A 16,959-nucleotide genomic window follows, 5' to 3' on the forward strand; every position below is an offset into this window, starting at 1 on the left:
CTGATCAGCCGAAATGGATGCCCTGCGCGAGCGGGAGCTCGGTGGAGTAGTTGACGGTGTTGGTGGCCCGGCGCATGTAGGCCTTCCATGAGTCCGAGCCCGACTCCCGGCCGCCGCCGGTGTGCTTCTCCCCGCCGAACGCGCCGCCGATCTCCGCGCCCGATGTCCCGATATTGACATTGGCGATGCCGCAGTCGGAGCCGGCCAGGAACTGTTCGGCCTCGCGCTGGTCGAGGGTGAAGATCGACGAGGAAAGTCCTTGGGTGACATCGTTGTTGAGTGCGATGGCCTCGTCGATGTCGTCGTAGGTCAGCACGTACAGGATCGGCGCGAAGGTCTCCTCGCGCACGAGTTCGGTCTGTGCGGGCATGCGAACCAGGGCGGGCCGCACGTAGTAGGCGTCGGGTCCGAGCGTGTCGACTCGCTCACCGCCGCAGATGATGTCGCCGCCTTCGGCCACCGACCCGACCAGCGCCTTCTGCATCGCGGCGAACGCGCGCTCGTTGATCAGCGGCCCGACCAGCACGCCGTCGTCGAGCGGATTGCCAACGGGTAGTTGGCTGTACGCCGCGGCCAGCCGGTCGACCAGCTGGTCGGCGATCGAACGATGCGCGATCAATCGCCGCAGACTCGTACACCGCTGGCCCGCTGTCCCCGCCGCCGAGAAGACGATGCCGCGCACCGCGAGCTCCAGATCGGCACTCGACGCCACGATCGCGGCATTGTTGCCACCGAGCTCTAGCAGGCACCGCCCGAATCGCGCGGCCACCCTCGGTGCGACGGTGGCGCCCATCCGCACCGAACCGGTCGCGCTCACCAGGGCGACCCGGCGATCGTCGACCAAGGCCGAGCCGACGGCGGCGTCACCTCGAATCAATTGGTGCACTTCGGGATCCGCGCCCACATCGACCGCGGCACGACGCAGCAGGGTGTGACACGCCAATGCCGTCAACGGCGTGGTCTCCGACGACTTCCACACCACCGTGTCGCCGCACACCAGCGCGATCGCGGTGTTCCAAGCCCACACCGCGACCGGGAAATTGAACGCCGAGATCACCCCGACGACGCCGAGTGGATGCCACGTTTCCATGAGCCGATGGCCGGGGCGTTCGGAAGGCATGGTGGCGCCGTAGAGTTGGCGCGAGAGCCCGATCGCGAACTCGCAGACGTCGATCATCTCCTGCACTTCGCCCAGCGCCTCGGGGCCGATCTTGCCCGCTTCGAGGGTCACCAGCTCGGCCAGCTCGTCCTGATGGGCCACCAGCAACTGCGCCAGTCTGCGCACCAGCGCTGCTCGCACGGGCGCGGGGACCGTGCGCCAGGCCTCGAACGCGGTGGCGGCGCGGCCGATCGCGGCATCGACGTCCGCGGCGGTGTCGGTGGTCAGCGGCAACAGGACTCCGCCGGAGATCGGCGTGCGCGCGAGCAGCGGGCCGGGTTCCGGCACAGCGGCGCCGAGGCCGTGCAGGAGCGCCCTGGCTCGCAGTGCGAGCTGCTCGGAGAAGTTCACGGTCTGCGTCATCGGTACTCTGCTCACCTTCTGCTGTTTGGTACGACTCACGGAAAAGTTCGGGAGAATTCGGTGGGGAACGGAAAGAAGTTTTCCCCGCGCGAGCCCCACGCTGAGTTAGCCTTCGCTGATGGCGGATACACCGGCTCGACCCCAGCTCGACGACATCGATCGACTATTGATCAAAGAACTGATGGCAGACGGTCGCGCCACATTGTCGAATCTGGCGGAGAAGGCCAGCCTTTCGGTCTCCGCGGTGCAATCGCGGGTGCGCAGGCTCGAAGCGCGCGGCGTGATCCGCGGGTACGCCGCGCAGGTCGACCCCGAAGCGCTCGGGCACTTGTTGTCGGCGTTCGTCGCGATCACTCCTCTCGATCCGTCCCAGCCCGATGACGCGCCCGCCTTGTTGCAGCACATCCCCGGCATCGAGGGGTGCCACTCGGTGGCGGGCGAGGAGAGCTACGTCTTGCTGGTGCGGGTGGCATCGCCTCGGCATCTGGAACATCTGCTGCAGGAGATCAGGGCCACGGCCAACGTGCACACCCGCAGCACGATCATCCTGCAGACATTCTATGACAGGTAGTGATCCTTCGTAATTTGATTCGTGATTCCGTAGAACTTCCGTAAATATTTGCGTATCGTCGGTTTTATGACCATCGAACTGGAGCGCCCTGGCGCGGCGGTCATCCCCGCCGACCGGGTCCACGAAATCCTGTCCTCGCACATCCTCGCGGACGGTTTCGAGCTTGTGCTCGACCTACACGAGTCGCACGGCCGCACGCTCGTCGACGAACGCGACGGCACCGGCTATCTCGACATGTTCGGCTTCTTCGCCTCCAACGCGCTCGGGATGAACCATCCCGCCCTGGCAGGAGACGAGAGTTTCCGCGCCGAACTGGCCACTGCGGCACTGAACAAGCCGAGCAACTCCGATATCTACACCATCGAGATGGCACGCTTCGTCGAAACCTTCGCCCGTGTGCTCGGCGATCCGCACCTGCCGCATCTGTTCTTCGTCGACGGTGGTGCGCTCGCGGTCGAGAATGCGCTGAAAGTCGCTTTCGACTGGAAGAGCAGGCACAACGAATTGCACGGCCGCGCACCGGAACTCGGCACCAAGGTGCTGCACCTCACCGGTGCCTTCCACGGCCGGAGCGGCTATACGATGTCGCTCACCAATACCGACCCGGTCAAGACCGCGCGATTCCCGAAATTCGATTGGCCGCGAATCGACACACCGCACACCTTCGCCGGGCCCGACATCGCCGCGCTCGAAGCGCGGGCTCTGGCCCAGGCCGAACAGGCCTTCGCCGACAACCCGCACGACATCGCCTGCTTCATCGCCGAGCCGATCCAGGGCGAAGGCGGAGACCGCCACCTGCGACCGGAATTCCTCGCCGCCATGCAGCGGCTGTGCCACGCGAACGACGCGCTATTCATCCTCGACGAGGTGCAGACCGGCGTCGGCATGACCGGAACCACCTGGGCCTTCCAGCAATTGGACGTGCGGCCCGATGTAGTGGCCTTCGGGAAGAAGACTCAGGTCTGCGGGATCATGGCAGGCGGGCGGGTCGACGAGGTCGGAGACAATGTCTTCCGGGTGAGCTCCCGGCTCAACTCCACCTGGGGCGGCAACCTCACCGACATGGTCAGAACTCGACGCATTCTCGAAGTGCTGGAACGCGATCGGCTCATCGAGGGCGCGGGTCCGCTCGGTGCGTTCCTGCTCGACCGGCTCGGCAAGCTCGCCGCCGCGCACCCGGACCTGGCCTCCGAGGCACGTGGGCGTGGGCTGATGTGCGCGATCACCCTGGCGACGCCGGAGTTGCGCGATCGGGTGGTGACAGAGCTGCGCGAACGTGAGCATGTGCTGCTGCTCGGCACGGGGGAGCGCGGGATCCGGTTCCGTCCGCCGTTGACTGTCACCGAGGATGAATTGCGTCAGGCAGTCGACGCGCTCGACGCGGTGCTCGCGCGAGAAGCGGTGTAGCGCACAGCAAGCCGCGCATAGCCTCGAGTCGGTGTGTCGACTGCGGTGCTCCTGTTCCGTGCGCGAAGTTCGCGCTGGTCGTCGCCGAGGCGGACACGGGTGTCATGCGGGAGCGGCGATCAGGCCTGCGCGACACGTAATCCGAGTGCGCCCGCGACGAAGCGGTGGACCGAGGCGAGGCCGGCGGCCAATGCCTCGTCCTCGCCGGGACGGGCCCACCCGGTGACGGTCGCGGTGTCGCCGGGGCCCGGTGTCACGCCGATCTCGGCGACCAGCTCGGCCGTCGTCGGAACGCAGACCGCCCAGGAGAAGTGGGATTCATCGGCCCACTGTGCCGACCGGGTGGCCACGTAGCCGGGATCGGTGATGCCGCCGTCGGCCAGCGCGGGTCGATCGTCGATGCGCTCGTCGGCGCGAAGGGCGCGCAGATACCAGGACCCTGCGTTGATCTCGATCGGTTCCACGCCCGCAGCCTAATGCCGACCGGTGTGGCCGCCGCCGACAGACCCCGGCGATCACGGGCTCACCGGATTCAGGCCGTGCGGAGGGTGCCGCCGCCGAGGAGGGAATGGACGGCGGTGCGGCCGATGTCGAGGGCGCGGGTGAGCAGGTCGGTGTCGCGGGCCGCGCTGTCGATGGCGGGGGAACCGGCGGGCGGGTGAACCTGGAGGACCTGCTCGCCGAGGCCGTCGAGGTAGCTGTCCTCTATCGCCTGCTGACCGGGCCGCTTGCTCCACGCCCGGAACGCGCCGGGTGCGATGGCACGCATATAGCCGCCGCCGACCACCCGATGCAGCAGGGGAGCGGGCGGGCGGAGTTCATCGGTGCGGCGGGTTCGCAGGACCAAGGCGTGGGTGGCGCCCGCGGCCACCGCGGTGCGGATCGGCACGGTTTCGGTGAGGCCGCCGTCGAAGTAGTCGCCGCCCGCCAGGGCGACCGGCGGTCCCGCCAGCAGCGGTAGCCCCGCGGAGGCCCGCAGCGCTGTCATGAGGGACTGTTTGTCGGTGATGTAGGGCCGGAGGTCCACCGACTGCCCGGTGCGGATATCGGTCGCGATCGGGTGGAAGGTGGTCGGATTGGCCAGGATGGCCGGAAAGTCCATCGGCTCGATGCCGTCGTACACGCGATGTACGAGATAGTGCAGATCGAAGACGGGGCGGCCACGGAAGATGCGCACCGGATCGACCACGCGGCGCATGATCGCCGGATCGGTCCACGATCGCATCCCGGTCGCCGCGCGCCCGCACAGCAGCCACGCACCATTGATCGCCCCGGCCGACGTGCCGTAGACGGCGTCGAACACCTTCGCCAAACCCAGTTCCTCGAGTGCCTGCACCATGCCGCTGGAGTACACACCGCGGCTGCCACCGCCCTCGATCACCAGCGCGAGGCGATGACCATCGGCGCGATGACCGGCTTCCCGCCTGCCCTGGATCACCTCGGCTACCGTTGCCGAACCCGGCGTCGAGAGCGGGTCCAGATCGGTGTGCGCAGTACTGGTCACCCGACCCACGATACGACAGAATACGGGGACCCATCCTGCGGAGACAGGTGATTTTCGTCCGCCGTTCACTCCGGCGAACGACAACGGGCGCTGGTCCGCGAAGACCAGCGCCCGTTGGTGAGTTCTCTACTACTTGATCTCCGCCAGGACGGTGCCCTGGGTGATCGCCGCACCCGCCGCGACGGACAGCCCGGTGACGACACCGGCCTTGTGCGCGTTGACCGGGTTCTCCATCTTCATGGCCTCGAGCACCACGATCAGGTCGCCGACCTCGACGGTCTGGCCCTCTTCGACCGCGACCTTCACGACAGTGCCCTGCATCGGCGCGGTCACCGCGTCGCCCGACGCGGCACCGGCACCGGCACCACCACGCTTGCGCGCCTTCGGCTTCTTGCGAATCACACCGTTGCCGGCCGAACCGGCCGCACCGCCACCGAGGGTGAACTGACCGGGCAGCGACACCTCGACACGACGTCCACCGACCTCGACGACAACCTTCTGCCGGGGCAGATCCTCGTCGTCATCGTCGGCCGCGCCACCGGCGGTGTACGGCTCGACGGTGTTCTTCCACTCGTTTTCGATCCACTTGGTGTAGACGTCGAACGCCTGGCCGTCACCGATGAACGCCGGGTCCTCGATGACCGCGCGGTGGAACGGGATCACCGTCGCCAGGCCCTCGACCTCGAACTCGGCCAGCGCGCGGCGGGCACGCTGCAGCGCCTGCTCACGGTTCTCGCCGGTGACGATCAGCTTGGCCAGCATCGAGTCGAACTGACCGCCGATGACGCTGCCCTGGACCACACCGGAATCGACGCGCACGCCGGGGCCCGTTGGCTCGCGGTAGACGTTCACCGGGCCGGGGGCGGGCAGGAAGCCGCGACCGGCGTCCTCACCGTTGATCCGGAACTCGAACGAGTGCCCACGCGGGGTGGGGTCTTCCTTGATGCTCAGCTCGTCGCCGTTGGCGATCGCGAACTGCTGACGCACCAGGTCGATGCCCGCGGTCTCCTCGGTGACCGGGTGCTCCACCTGCAGGCGGGTGTTCACCTCGAGGAACGACACGGTCTCGCCCTGCACCAGGTACTCCACGGTGCCCGCGCCGTAGTAGCCCGCCTCGCGGCAGATGCGCTTGGCCGATTCGTGGATGGCGGCGCGAACCTTGTCGGACAGGAACGGCGCGGGCGCCTCCTCGACGAGCTTCTGGAACCGGCGCTGCAGCGAGCAGTCGCGGGTACCGGCGACCACCACGTTGCCGTGCTGGTCGGCGATGACCTGGGCTTCGACGTGGCGGGCTTTGTCGAGGTACTGCTCGACGAAGCATTCGCCGCGACCGAAGGCGGCGATGGCCTCACGGGTCGCCGACTCGAACAGCTCGGGGATCTCCTCGATGGTGTGGGCGACCTTCATGCCGCGGCCACCGCCACCGAATGCGGCCTTGATGGCCACCGGGACGCCGTATTCCTTGGCGAACGCGACGACCTCGTCGGCGTTCTTGACCGGGTCCTTGGTGCCCGCGGCCATCGGCGCCTTCGCCTTCTCGGCGATGTGGCGCGCGGTGACCTTGTCACCCAGGTCGCGGATGGACTGCGGCGAGGGGCCGATCCAGATCAGCCCGGCGTCGATAACGGCCTGAGCGAAGTCGGCGTTCTCGGAGAGGAAACCGTAACCGGGGTGGATCGCGTCGGCGCCGGACTTGGCCGCGGCGTCGAGGATCTTGTCGAACACGAGGTACGACTCGGCAGAGGTCTGACCGCCGAGGGCGAACGCCTCGTCGGCGAGCTTCACGAAGGGAGCGTCGGCATCGGGCTCGGCGTACACCGCGACGCTGGTGATTCCCGCGTCCTTGGCAGCCCGGATCACGCGAACCGCGATCTCGCCGCGGTTAGCTACGAGTACCTTTGTGATCCGTGCGCTGGCATGGCTTGGCACTGAGCCTCCTGTGTGCAATCTCTGGTCGCGTCGGGGAACGGGTCGCCGGTTAGGCCCCGTGCCCGGTATCGACAACTTTCGTCTCGGGCGAGTGTAGGCAGTGTGCCAACACTGCTCGAACTCGGCTAGCCCTACTGTCGAGTAGGTCGCAGGTCACATTACGGGGCGTCCAGTGATGTGAACATGTTTCAAATGATCTGATTCGCGGCACCGGGCTCGGTGCCCGTGGCGATCGGCACCCGCACCGAGTTGCCCCATTCGATCCACGATCCGTCGTAATTACGCACTGACCTGCGACCCAGCAGGAATGTCAGGACGAACCAGGAGTGGCTGGATCGCTCGCCCACCCCGCTGTAGACGACCAGGTCGTCGGCGGGAAGCGCGCCGTAGACCTCGTCGAGGTCGGCGCGCGAGCGGAAGCGGCCGTCGATCGTGGTGGCATCGGTCCACGGGATGTTCACCGCGGTCGGCACGTGTCCGCCGCGCAGCGTCGACGACGGCGGGCCGGAGGAGGCAGCCGAACGTAACCACGCAGGCCCTCGTGTAGAGGCCGAGGTATCGGCCGCGTGCTCCTGGTTGAGCGGCTTGTCCTCGAGCTCGCCCGAGTACTCCGGCGCCGAGCGCACGTCGACCAGGGGCTTGCCGAGTCTGCCGAGCACCTCCTCGCGGAACGCGCGCGCGGTCGAGTCGTCGCGCACGACCTCGGGGTAGTCGCTGGGAGTGGGGTAGGGCTGGTCGAAGGTGGTGTCGCGTTCCTCGGAGATCCAGGCGTCGCGGCCGCCGTCGAGCAGGCGCACGTCCTCGTGGCCGAACAGCGTGCAGATCCAGGCGGTGTGCGCGGCCTGGGCATTGCCGCGATCGCCGTAGATCACAATGGTGTCGTCGCGCTGGATACCCTTGGCGCGCATCAGTTCGGTGAAGCGCTTGCCGTCGATGTAATCGCGGGTCACCGGGTCGCTCAGGTCGCCGCGCCAGTCGATTTTGACCGCGCCCGGGACATGGCCGATGTCGTAGAGCAGGATGTCATCGTTGGACTCGATGATCCGTAAACCACTCACGCCGATGTTTGCGGACAGCCATTCTGTGGTTACTAATCGATGGGGGACCGCGTAGGAACCGAAGGCGGGGTGCGGATCCGGGGCGACGGGCACGGTGTAGTCCTTCAGGCGAGTTGGGTGGGTGCGAGCAGTGCGTGGTCGCAGCCGATGGTAAGTGTGTCGTGGCACATCACGAATCGACACAATGGGCGAATAAAGCGCACGGATGTCCGATAAAGTCTCTGGAGAGGAGGGGTGGGCTATGTCCGATTCTTGGCCGCGACGGCGACTGCTCGCGATCCTACGTGGCGCCACCGAGCCCCTCGATGCCCAGGAACTGGCCCGCATCACCGGACAGCACGTCACCACCGTTCGATTCCACCTCGATGTCCTCACCCGCGAATCGCTGGTTCGCCAGTTCCAGCAGCCGCCACGTGGCCGCGGGCGCCCGCGCATCGGCTATCGCGCGGTGCAGCGCTCGGTGGGATACCAGGAACTCGCGCAGGTACTGGCCGACCATCTCGGTCCCGATCCGGTGACCCGATCCGCGGCCGCCGTGGCCGCGGGCCGCGCGTGGGGTGCGCGGATGGATATCGGCACGCAGCCGGTGGAAACGCTCGCCGATGCCAGGGACATCACCATGTCGCTGATGTCGGAGCTCGGGTTCGCACCGGAGAAGGAGCCCGCGGGCGAGACGACGGAGCACGTACAGATCAACCTGACCGCCTGCCCGCTGCGTGAACTGGCCCGCTCACACGCCGAGGTGGTGTGCGGTGTGCACATGGGTCTCATGCGGGAGGTGCTCGAGCGCAACGGCGCCCGTGGGGTTGACGTGCAGCTGCATCCCTTCATCGAGCCCGAGCTGTGTACGGCCCGGCTCGACCTGACGATGGCCGCGCCCGATCGGACCCCGGCCAAGGAGCCGGGGGATCAGCACGTGATCGCGCCGTCAGTCCCGCGGATCCCGCCACAGCTGCGTGACACCGACACCGACGTCTTCGAGCAGCCGGCGCAGCAGCGGTAATCCGATTCCGATGACGCTGGACGGGTCGCCCTCGATCCGGTCGACGAACCAGCCGCCGAGACCGTCCAACGTGAACGCGCCCGCGACCTTCAGCGGCTCGCCCGACGCGATATAGGTATCGAGTTCGTCTGGGGTCGGCTTCGCGAAATGCACCGTGGTACTGCTGCATTCGGCCGACTCGGCGACGATCTCGCCGTCGCGTAACCGCAGCACGCAGTGCCCGGTGATCAGGTCCGCGCTGCGGCCTGCCATCGTGGCCCAGCGCTCGCGCGCCACCTCGGGGGTGTGTGGTTTGCCCTGTAGCTGCCCGTCGACGAGCAGCATCGAATCGCAGCCGACGACAACACAGTCGGCGCTGAGTTCTGGGATCGACGCGGCGACGTCGACCGCCTTGGCGCGCGCCAAGGCGACGACGACATCATGCGAGGAGGTGCCGGCGGGTAGTGCCGCCGACACCGCGTCCTCGTCCACGCCCGAGACCCGCACCACGGGGTCGATGCCCGCGGTGCGCAGGATCCCGAGCCGGGCAGGCGACGCCGATGCCAGAACCAGCCTGGTCACCTCAGCGCAGGTGCGACAGCATCGGGTACACGTACGGCGAGAACGGGTTCGTGCCCCGATGCGTCAACGTCGGTATACCCCATGCGTCGGCCGGTCCGTTCGATCCACCGGCGGGCGCGTTGGCGGCCGCCGCGCTCAGGACGGCGACCAGAGCCGCGATGTCCTGATCGGTGGGCGAACCCTTGAGAATGCGGAACATCGGCTCGCCGGTGGCCGGCACGGAGGCCTCGGCCACCGCGCCTACCGACAGTTCGGCCTCTTCGACGAGTGGTTCGACGGCGAGCTCGAGCTCGGCGACTGTCAACACGTCCTCTTCTGCCACAGTTGTCACAGTGCCAGATCCTTCCTGCACTTACTTCGCTTCACAGCGCGGTTGACGCGATCATTCCCGGTGTGGCCGCGCTGATCAATAGTTGTCTTCCACAACAAGTGTGCGCGGCCTATCCGGGATATCGCGTTTTCAGAGCGGAATGTTGCCGTGTTTCTTCGGCGGCATGGTCACCATTTTGCGCTCGAGGAGGCGCAGCGCCGACACGATCTGGCCACGGGTGTGTGAGGGCGGGATGACCGCGTCGACGTATCCGCGCTCGGCGGCGACGTACGGGTTCACCAGAGTGTCCTCGTACTCGTTCTGCAGCTCGAGGCGCAGCGCATCGACATCGTCGCCGTTCTTGGCGGCCTCGGCCAGCTGCTTGCGGTAGACGAAGCCGACGGCGCCGGAGGCACCCATCACGGCGATCTGCGCGGTCGGCCACGCCAGGTTCACATCGGCACCCATGTGCTTGGAACCCATGACGTCGTAGGCGCCGCCGTAGGCCTTGCGAGTGATGATCGTGATCTTTCCCACAGTGGCCTCACCGTAGGCATAGAGGAGCTTCGCGCCGCGGCGGATGATGCCGTTGTATTCCTGGCCGGTGCCGGGCAGGAAGCCGGGCACGTCGACCAAGGTGATGATTGGGATATTGAAGGCGTCGCAGGTGCGCACGAAGCGCGCGGCCTTCTCCGAGGCGTCGATGTCGAGGCAGCCGGCGAACTGCATGGGCTGGTTGGCGACGATGCCGACGCTGCGGCCGTCCACGCGACCGAAGCCGCAGATGATGTTCATCGCGCGCTCGGCCTGGACCTCGAGGAACTCGTCGTCGTCGAGCAGGCGACGGATGACCTCGTGCATGTCGTAGGGCTGGTTCGGCGAGTCCGGGATGATCGTGTCGAGCTCGATGTCCTCGTCGGTCAAGGACTCTTCGATCGCACCGTTGATCGGGTCGGAGGGCGCGTGGCGGGGGGCCTCGGCGCGGTTGTTGCTCGGCAGGTAGCCCAGCAGGTCCTTGACGTAGTCGAGGGCGTCCTGCTCGCCGGAAGCGACGTAGTGGGCGACACCGGACTTCACCATGTGGGTGTGCGCGCCACCCAGGTCCTCCATGGAGACCTCTTCACCGGTGACGGTCTTGATCACGTCGGGCCCGGTGACGAACATCTGGGAGGTCTGATCGACCATCACCACGAAGTCGGTGAGCGCGGGGGAGTACACGTGACCACCGGCGGCGGCACCCATGATCAGCGAGATCTGCGGGATCACGCCGGAGGCCTGCACATTGCGGTGGAAGATCTCGCCGTAGAGCCCGAGGGAGACGACACCCTCCTGGATCCGCGCGCCCGCGCCTTCGTTGATGCCGACCAGCGGACGGCCGGTCTTGATGGCCAGGTCCATCACCTTGACGATCTTCTCGCCGTAGACCTCGCCGAGGGAACCACCGAACACGGTGACGTCCTGGGAGAAGATGCACACGTCGCGGCCGTCGATCGTGCCGTAGCCGGTGACGACACCGTCACCGAGCGGGCGGTTGTGCTCGAGGCCGAAGTTCACGCTGCGGTGCTTGGCCAGGGCGTCGAGTTCGACGAAGGAGCCTTCGTCGACCAGGGCCAGGATGCGCTCGCGCGCGGTCATCTTGCCCTTGGCGTGCACCTTGTCGACCGCGGTCTCACCCATCGGGTGTTGCGCTTCTTCCAGCCGATTCCGCAGATCAGCCAGCTTCCCGGCGGTGGTGTGGATATCGGGGGTGCCCGCCGATTCCGATGCGGGCTGCTGCTGGACACTCGTCATGGGTTGCGAGTGTAACGAGTGACACCGTCGCGCACCACGGCAGTCCGGCTTACCGGCCAGTAGAGAAACCCCAGCTAGGTGCTGTGGTGATCGTTCACGGTTGACTCCCGGTAGCGTGCCTGAAATGAACAGGGCACCGATCGACGCGCCACGTCTGAGCAGCTCACCCGCACTGTCGTTCTATGAGCGAATCGATGTAGTCGAGTCGACCGGATCGACCAATGCCGATCTGGTTGCCCGCGCCGCCGACCCGTCCGTCGACCGCCATGCCCTGCTCGCCGAGGAACAGGTGAGCGGCCGCGGCAGGCACGCGCGCGCCTGGGTGAGCCCGCCCCGGGCCCAGATCTCGCTGTCGATCCTGGTGCGCCTGCCCGGCATCGACCCCGCCGCGCTCGGCTGGCTGCCGTTGCTCACCGGCATCGCGGTGGTCGACGCCCTGCGCGCCGCCGCCGGGGTCGCGCCGGAATTGAAGTGGCCCAACGATGTGCTGCTCGACGGCCGCAAACTCGCGGGCATTCTGGCCGAGGTCGCCGCGACCGGTAGCTCGCCCGCCGTTGTGGTCGGTATCGGCATGAATGTCGACCTCGACGAGTCGGAACTGCCTGTCGCGCACGCGACTTCGCTGGCATTGGCCGGTGCGCGCGATGTCGATCGCACCGCGCTGGCCGCGGCGATCCTGACCGAGTTCGCGCGCCGCTTCACCGCGTGGGAGCGGTCGGGCTGGGGCACCGCCGATCTGGTGGCCGAATACCGGGAGCGGTGCGCCACCATCGGTATCGACGTGCGCGCCGAACTGCCCGGCGGGACGGTGCTCACCGGGGTGGCGACCGGTGTAGACGACACCGGTCGGCTGCTCATCGGCGAGCGGGCTGTCTCCGCGGGCGACGTGTCCCACCTGCGCGGACAGTACTGACGACGGGCCCGAGCCGGGCCCGTCGCCGATACGGATCAACGCGCCGCCGCACCCGTCGTCGCGCGTTCGGCCACCACGCGCTCGCGCGCGAGCAACCGGTCGCGCTGCTCCTCGAACCGCAGCACGTCCTTCTCCAGCTTGTCGATGAACAGCGCGAGTTCATCCCGCGCCGCCTCGCCGCGCGCACCGAAGTCGTTGCGGTCGAAGACGTTCCACTGCTTGAGTACCGGCCGCACCACCTCGTCGAGATGCTGGCGCAGGTCGTAGATGCCGTGCTTGGCCATCAGCACGCCGTTGCGCCGCCAGTTGGGCATGCCCGCGCCCGGCATCTGGAAGTTGGTGAGCACCTTGGTGATCGCGGGCATCGCCTGGTCGGGGGCGAGGTCGAGAGCCGCCGCGCACAGGTTGCGGTAGAAGATCATGTGCAGGTTCTCGTCGGTGGCGACGCGGGCCAGCATCTTGTCGGCGATCGGGTCTTCGCACACCCGACCGGTGTTGCGGTGGCTCACCCGGGTGGCCAGCTCCTGGAACGTCACATACGCGACATTGACCAGGAATCCACCCCAGTTCGCCGGCGCGTGCGCGCCCTGGGTCATGTGGATCATCCGCGCTTCTTCCAGCGCCACCGGGTCGACGCCGCGGGTGACGACGAGGTAATCGCGGATCACGATGCCGTGGCGGTTCTCCTCGGCGGTCCAGCGGCCCACCCAGGTGCCCCACGCGCCGTCGAGCGAGAAGTTCTCGGCGATCTCGCGGTGATAGGACGGCAGGTTGTCCTCGGTGAGCAGATTCGTGATCATCGCCGCCTTGGCGACATCGGTGAGCCGCGATTGCGATGGCTCCCAATCGCTTCCGCCCATCGCGGCGAAATTGCGGCCTTCCTCCCACGGAACGTAATCGTGCGGATTCCAGTCCTTGGCGATGGAAAGGTGCCGGTTGAGGTTCTGTTCGGCCACAGGTTCGAGGGCCGTGAGGATTTCGAGCTGAGTCAGATCTTTGGTCACGCGTGCCTCCACTGTCGGTGTCGAGCAAGCAGATATGGGCAAAACCTGGCATCGAGCGTGGAATCCACAGTATCGCCTCGGTCGTGGCATCGAGAAATGCGGTGTGGGAGCGCGGTACTGTTCGGTCATGGGTTACCCGGAGGATGTCCTCGCGCCCGACGAGCAGTTGATCCTGCACCGCCACCCGCACTGGAAAATGTTGGTGTGGCCCATCGTCACTCTCATCGCCGCGACCGCGATCGCCGGCTTCCTCGGCGGCTTGGCCTGGCGCAACACCACCGGTCACGTGCGCACGGTGCTGCTCATCCTGATCGGCCTGGTCTGGCTCGGACTGATCGCCTGGCGGGTCGTCGCGCGCGTGATCGCCTGGAAGTCGACGCATTTCATCGTCACCGGGCGGCGGGTGCTGGTGCGCCAGGGCGTGCTCACCCACACCGGCATCGATATCCCGCTCAGCCGTATCTCCAGTGTGCAGTTCCGCCACGGTCTGCTCGACCGGGCGCTCGGCACCGGCACCCTGATCATCGGTTCCTCGTCGGAGGAGCCGCTCGAATACGACGACGTGCCCCAGGTGCAGCAGGTTCATTCGCTGCTGTACCACCAGGTGTTCGAGGCGGGACGCTCCGCCAACGAGCAGCACTGGGGTGGCGGTTACCGGTGAGCTGCCCCTCCTCGCTGCTCCAGAACACTTAACCTGTGCACATGACCGCAGTACTGCTGGCCGAAGACGACGAGGCGATCGCCGCACCCCTGTCGCGCGCACTGGGGCGTGAGGGCTACACCGTCACCGTCGAACGCTTCGGCCCTGCGGTGTTGCGCCGTGCACTCGAGGGCAACCACGACCTGTTGATCCTCGATCTCGGTCTGCCCGGCATGGACGGGCTGGAGGTGTGTCGGCAGGTGCGCGCGAGCGGCGCCGATCTGGCGGTGCTGATGCTCACCGCCCGCACCGACGAGGTCGACTTCGTCGTCGGCCTCGACGCGGGTGCCGACGACTACGTCGGCAAACCGTTCCGGCTGGCCGAACTCCTCGCCCGCGTGCGAGCTCTGTTGCGGCGCAGCGGAATCGGTGACGACGCGGTGGAAGTCGGCGCGATCCGGCTCGAACCCGCGGCTCGGCGCGTGCTGGTCAACGGGGCCGAGGTGAACCTGGCCAACAAGGAGTACGAGCTGCTCAAGGTTCTCATCGACCGGGCCGGTCAGGTGGTGGCGCGCGAGACCATCCTGCGCGAGGTCTGGGGCGACGCCGACCTGCGCGGTTCCAAGACCCTCGATATGCACATGTCCTGGTTGCGCCGCAAGATCGGTGACGAGGGCCCGATGGCGGAGCGCCGGATCGTCACCGTGCGCGGTGTCGGGTTCCGGCTCAATACCGACGGACCCACCTCGCACCGGAACTGACGCCGCAGTGCGCCGTCGCATCCTGCGTTCGATCCTGACCGTGCTGACCATCACCACGGTGGTGCTCGGCGTGCCGTTGATCTACACCGCTTGGCTGTGGGTCGAGGACATCACCCGCAACGATCTGCAGAGTCGCCTGGAACGGATCTCGACGGAGGTGATCGCCCAGGAACGCGTCGACGGGACCGTCCAGGACGGCCTCGACGTGCGCGCCATGAGCGCGCTGGTCCCCGAGGGCGGCAAGCTCACGATCGTCTACCCGACCCCGCAAGACAATGCCGCGCGCACCGATATCGGGGTCGGGGAGGTCGCCGATCCGCTGGTCGAATCGCTGTCGATGGGCACGTCCGGTTCGTTGCGGCTGGAGGTGCCCGCCGGGCCGATGCATTCCAGGCAGGAGCAGGCGGTGGCCGCGGTGGCGCTGGCCGTGCTCGCCTCGCTCGGTGCGGCGTTCTCGGTCGCCGTGGTGACCGCGCGCCGGGTCGCCGATCCGCTGCGCGATGTCGCCGCGCGGGCCGCCCGGCTGGCGATGGGCGACTTCCGGCCAGATCCCCGCCGCCACGGCATCGCCGAACTGGACCGGGTCTCCGATGTGCTCGATTCGGCGACCGTCGAGATCGCGGGCCGCCTGCAACGCGAGCACGCGCTGGTGGCCGACGTTTCCCACCAGCTACGCAGCCGCCTGACCGCCGTTCGTTTGCGTCTGGACGAGTTGTCCACCCATGCCGACCCGGAGGTGGTGCACGAGGCCGAGGAGGCGATGGCGCAGGTCGACCGGCTCACCGAGGCCATCGACGACCTGGTTCGTGCCTCCCGCGACGAAGACGCCACCGACCGCGATCCGGTCCCGGTGATGGCGGAACTGCGCGGCGTCGTCACCGAGTGGACCCACCCGTTCCACGAGGCCGGACGCGAACTGCAACTGCTCGGCGACGAATCCCTGCAGGCCCCGATCACCGGCTCGCGGCTGCGCGAGGCCGTGGCGGTGCTGGTCGACAATGCCCTGATGCACGGCGCGGGCACCTGCACGATCTCGGTGCGCACGGTCCCGACGATGAGTTCACGGGATCCGCTGATCTGTGTGGAAGTGTCCGACGAGGGCGAGGGGGTGCGCGATGAACTCGCACCGCACATCTTCGATCGTGGTTTCTCCGCGGGCGGGTCGACCGGTGTGGGTCTCGCGCTGGCCCGCGCGCTGGTGGAGGCCGACGGTGGGCGTCTCGAGCTGCAGCGTCGCCGCCCGGCCCTGTTCGCGGTGTTCCTCGGCTCCAAGCTCAACCGCCCACAGAACGCCACCCTCACCGAGCCGCGCTGAATAGCTGCTTACTCAGCTGTGGCCCGCATGGCGCTGCCTTGTTCCTCGACGGCCGACGAACTCAGCTGTGGCCCCAATGGCGCTGCCTTGTTCCTCGACGGCCGACGAACTCAGCTGTGGCCGAGGTGCTCTTGTTCTTCTTCGATCAGTTCTTCGAGCTCGGCGACGATCTCGTCCATCTCGTCGGGGAACACCCAGCGCCGCATCGCCCAGAACCGGAACGCCATCTGCAGCAGATTGCCGATCACGAAAGCGCTGACGAAATCGGCGATGTTCTCGACGAGGAAGCTCACATGGGGTTGCCGAAGATCGAGCACATAGATCGAGATCCACAGCGGGATATTGCTCAGGATCACCCCGATCCCGCTCACTCCGAAGAACAGCAGTGCCTCGTGATGCTTCTCTCGCCCGCCCCGGTTCTTGAATGACCATTCCCGGTTGAGGATGTAGGACGCGATTACCGCCACCACGCCCGAGATGATCTTGGCGGTGATCGGCTTATCCGAGAGAACCGTCCATTTCAGGAGGTAGAACAGGCCGCTGTCGATCACGAACGTCGTCGCTCCGACGATGGCGAACTTGATCAGCTCTTTATGCCTGATCGCGGTTTCGCGCAGGCGCGGGGGAAGGACGCTGACCACGTCGTCGACGATTGACACGAGTTCTGAGT

The 16,959-nt window shown here is 67.2% G+C and carries 17 protein-coding genes; 7 read left to right on the top strand and 10 right to left on the bottom strand.

Features of this window, described 5'->3' with window-relative positions:
* Positions 1-4: 4 nt before the first annotated feature.
* Positions 5-1,522: an aldehyde dehydrogenase family protein gene (locus ACFXKN_RS27485; protein WP_378963720.1), complete on the bottom strand. Its 1,518-nt coding sequence runs from the start codon at positions 1,520-1,522 to the stop codon at positions 5-7.
* 118 nt (positions 1,523-1,640) lie between these two features.
* On the opposite strand from ACFXKN_RS27485, the gene ACFXKN_RS27490 reads away from it, so the two are divergent.
* A complete protein-coding gene (locus ACFXKN_RS27490) occupies positions 1,641-2,093 on the top strand; it encodes an Lrp/AsnC family transcriptional regulator (RefSeq protein ID WP_056818059.1) in 453 nt (150 codons plus the stop codon).
* A gap of 66 nt (positions 2,094-2,159) precedes the next feature.
* Positions 2,160-3,500, top strand: coding sequence for an L-lysine 6-transaminase (gene lat, locus ACFXKN_RS27495; RefSeq protein ID WP_378963719.1), 1,341 nt, complete (start codon positions 2,160-2,162; stop codon positions 3,498-3,500).
* A gap of 119 nt (positions 3,501-3,619) precedes the next feature.
* Here lat and ACFXKN_RS27500 read toward each other — a convergent pair whose 3' ends face one another.
* The 4 genes from ACFXKN_RS27500 to ACFXKN_RS27515 form a co-directional block, all read right to left on the bottom strand.
* Positions 3,620-3,964 carry a hypothetical protein gene (locus ACFXKN_RS27500; RefSeq protein ID WP_378963718.1) on the bottom strand — a complete coding sequence of 115 codons (345 nt, stop codon included), beginning with the start codon at positions 3,962-3,964 and terminating at the stop codon, positions 3,620-3,622.
* Positions 3,965-4,032: 68 nt separating this feature from the next.
* Entirely contained in the window at positions 4,033-5,004 is a 972-nt protein-coding gene (locus ACFXKN_RS27505) for a patatin family protein (protein ID WP_378963717.1), read from the bottom strand.
* Between the two features lie 129 nt (positions 5,005-5,133).
* On the bottom strand, positions 5,134-6,933 hold the full coding sequence (locus tag ACFXKN_RS27510; protein ID WP_378963716.1) for an acetyl/propionyl/methylcrotonyl-CoA carboxylase subunit alpha: 1,800 nt from the start codon (positions 6,931-6,933) through the stop codon (positions 5,134-5,136).
* Positions 6,934-7,121: 188 nt separating this feature from the next.
* Positions 7,122-8,084, bottom strand: a complete 963-nt coding sequence (locus tag ACFXKN_RS27515; RefSeq protein WP_379434114.1) for a sulfurtransferase — start codon at positions 8,082-8,084, stop codon at positions 7,122-7,124.
* Between the two features lie 148 nt (positions 8,085-8,232).
* Here ACFXKN_RS27515 and ACFXKN_RS27520 point away from each other — a divergent pair, with 148 nt between their 5' ends.
* Positions 8,233-8,994 (top strand): helix-turn-helix transcriptional regulator, encoded by a 762-nt coding sequence (locus ACFXKN_RS27520; RefSeq protein WP_378963714.1) that lies wholly within the window; start codon positions 8,233-8,235, stop codon positions 8,992-8,994.
* Here the strand turns inward: ACFXKN_RS27520 and ACFXKN_RS27525 are convergent.
* From ACFXKN_RS27525 to ACFXKN_RS27535, 3 genes are all read right to left on the bottom strand, one after another.
* Positions 8,920-9,555 (bottom strand): Maf family protein, encoded by a 636-nt coding sequence (locus ACFXKN_RS27525; protein WP_378963713.1) that lies wholly within the window; start codon positions 9,553-9,555, stop codon positions 8,920-8,922. The two genes, ACFXKN_RS27520 and ACFXKN_RS27525, sit on opposite strands and share 75 nt — an antisense overlap.
* Position 9,556: 1 nt before the next feature.
* Entirely contained in the window at positions 9,557-9,886 is a 330-nt protein-coding gene (locus ACFXKN_RS27530) for an acyl-CoA carboxylase epsilon subunit (protein ID WP_378963712.1), read from the bottom strand.
* 129 nt (positions 9,887-10,015) lie between these two features.
* Positions 10,016-11,656: an acyl-CoA carboxylase subunit beta gene (locus ACFXKN_RS27535; protein ID WP_378963711.1), complete on the bottom strand. Its 1,641-nt coding sequence runs from the start codon at positions 11,654-11,656 to the stop codon at positions 10,016-10,018.
* A 124-nt stretch (positions 11,657-11,780) separates the two neighbouring features.
* Between ACFXKN_RS27535 and ACFXKN_RS27540 the strand changes: the two genes are divergently transcribed.
* Entirely contained in the window at positions 11,781-12,569 is a 789-nt protein-coding gene (locus ACFXKN_RS27540) for a biotin--[acetyl-CoA-carboxylase] ligase (protein ID WP_378963710.1), read from the top strand.
* A 35-nt stretch (positions 12,570-12,604) separates the two neighbouring features.
* Here the strand turns inward: ACFXKN_RS27540 and ACFXKN_RS27545 are convergent, their stop codons facing one another.
* Positions 12,605-13,573: an acyl-ACP desaturase gene (locus ACFXKN_RS27545; protein WP_378963709.1), complete on the bottom strand. Its 969-nt coding sequence runs from the start codon at positions 13,571-13,573 to the stop codon at positions 12,605-12,607.
* A gap of 127 nt (positions 13,574-13,700) precedes the next feature.
* Here ACFXKN_RS27545 and ACFXKN_RS27550 point away from each other — a divergent pair, with 127 nt between their 5' ends.
* The 3 genes from ACFXKN_RS27550 to ACFXKN_RS27560 are packed head-to-tail and all read left to right on the top strand — an operon-like array spanning position 13,701 to position 16,289.
* A complete protein-coding gene (locus ACFXKN_RS27550; protein WP_378963708.1) occupies positions 13,701-14,234 on the top strand; it encodes a PH domain-containing protein in 534 nt (177 codons plus the stop codon).
* Between the two features lie 41 nt (positions 14,235-14,275).
* Positions 14,276-14,974, top strand: a complete 699-nt coding sequence (locus ACFXKN_RS27555; RefSeq protein ID WP_378963707.1) for a response regulator transcription factor — start codon at positions 14,276-14,278, stop codon at positions 14,972-14,974.
* Between the two features lie 7 nt (positions 14,975-14,981).
* Positions 14,982-16,289 carry a sensor histidine kinase gene (locus ACFXKN_RS27560; protein WP_378963706.1) on the top strand — a complete coding sequence of 436 codons (1,308 nt, stop codon included), beginning with the start codon at positions 14,982-14,984 and terminating at the stop codon, positions 16,287-16,289.
* Between the two features lie 110 nt (positions 16,290-16,399).
* On the opposite strand, the gene ACFXKN_RS27565 is transcribed toward ACFXKN_RS27560, so the two are convergent.
* Positions 16,400-16,948: a GtrA family protein gene (locus ACFXKN_RS27565; RefSeq protein WP_378963705.1), complete on the bottom strand. Its 549-nt coding sequence runs from the start codon at positions 16,946-16,948 to the stop codon at positions 16,400-16,402.
* Positions 16,949-16,959: the final 11 nt, after the last annotated feature.

Origin of the sequence: Nocardia sp. NPDC059195, assembly GCF_042754695.1 — a bacterium.
In the GTDB taxonomy this organism is placed as follows: domain Bacteria; phylum Actinomycetota; class Actinomycetes; order Mycobacteriales; family Mycobacteriaceae; genus Nocardia.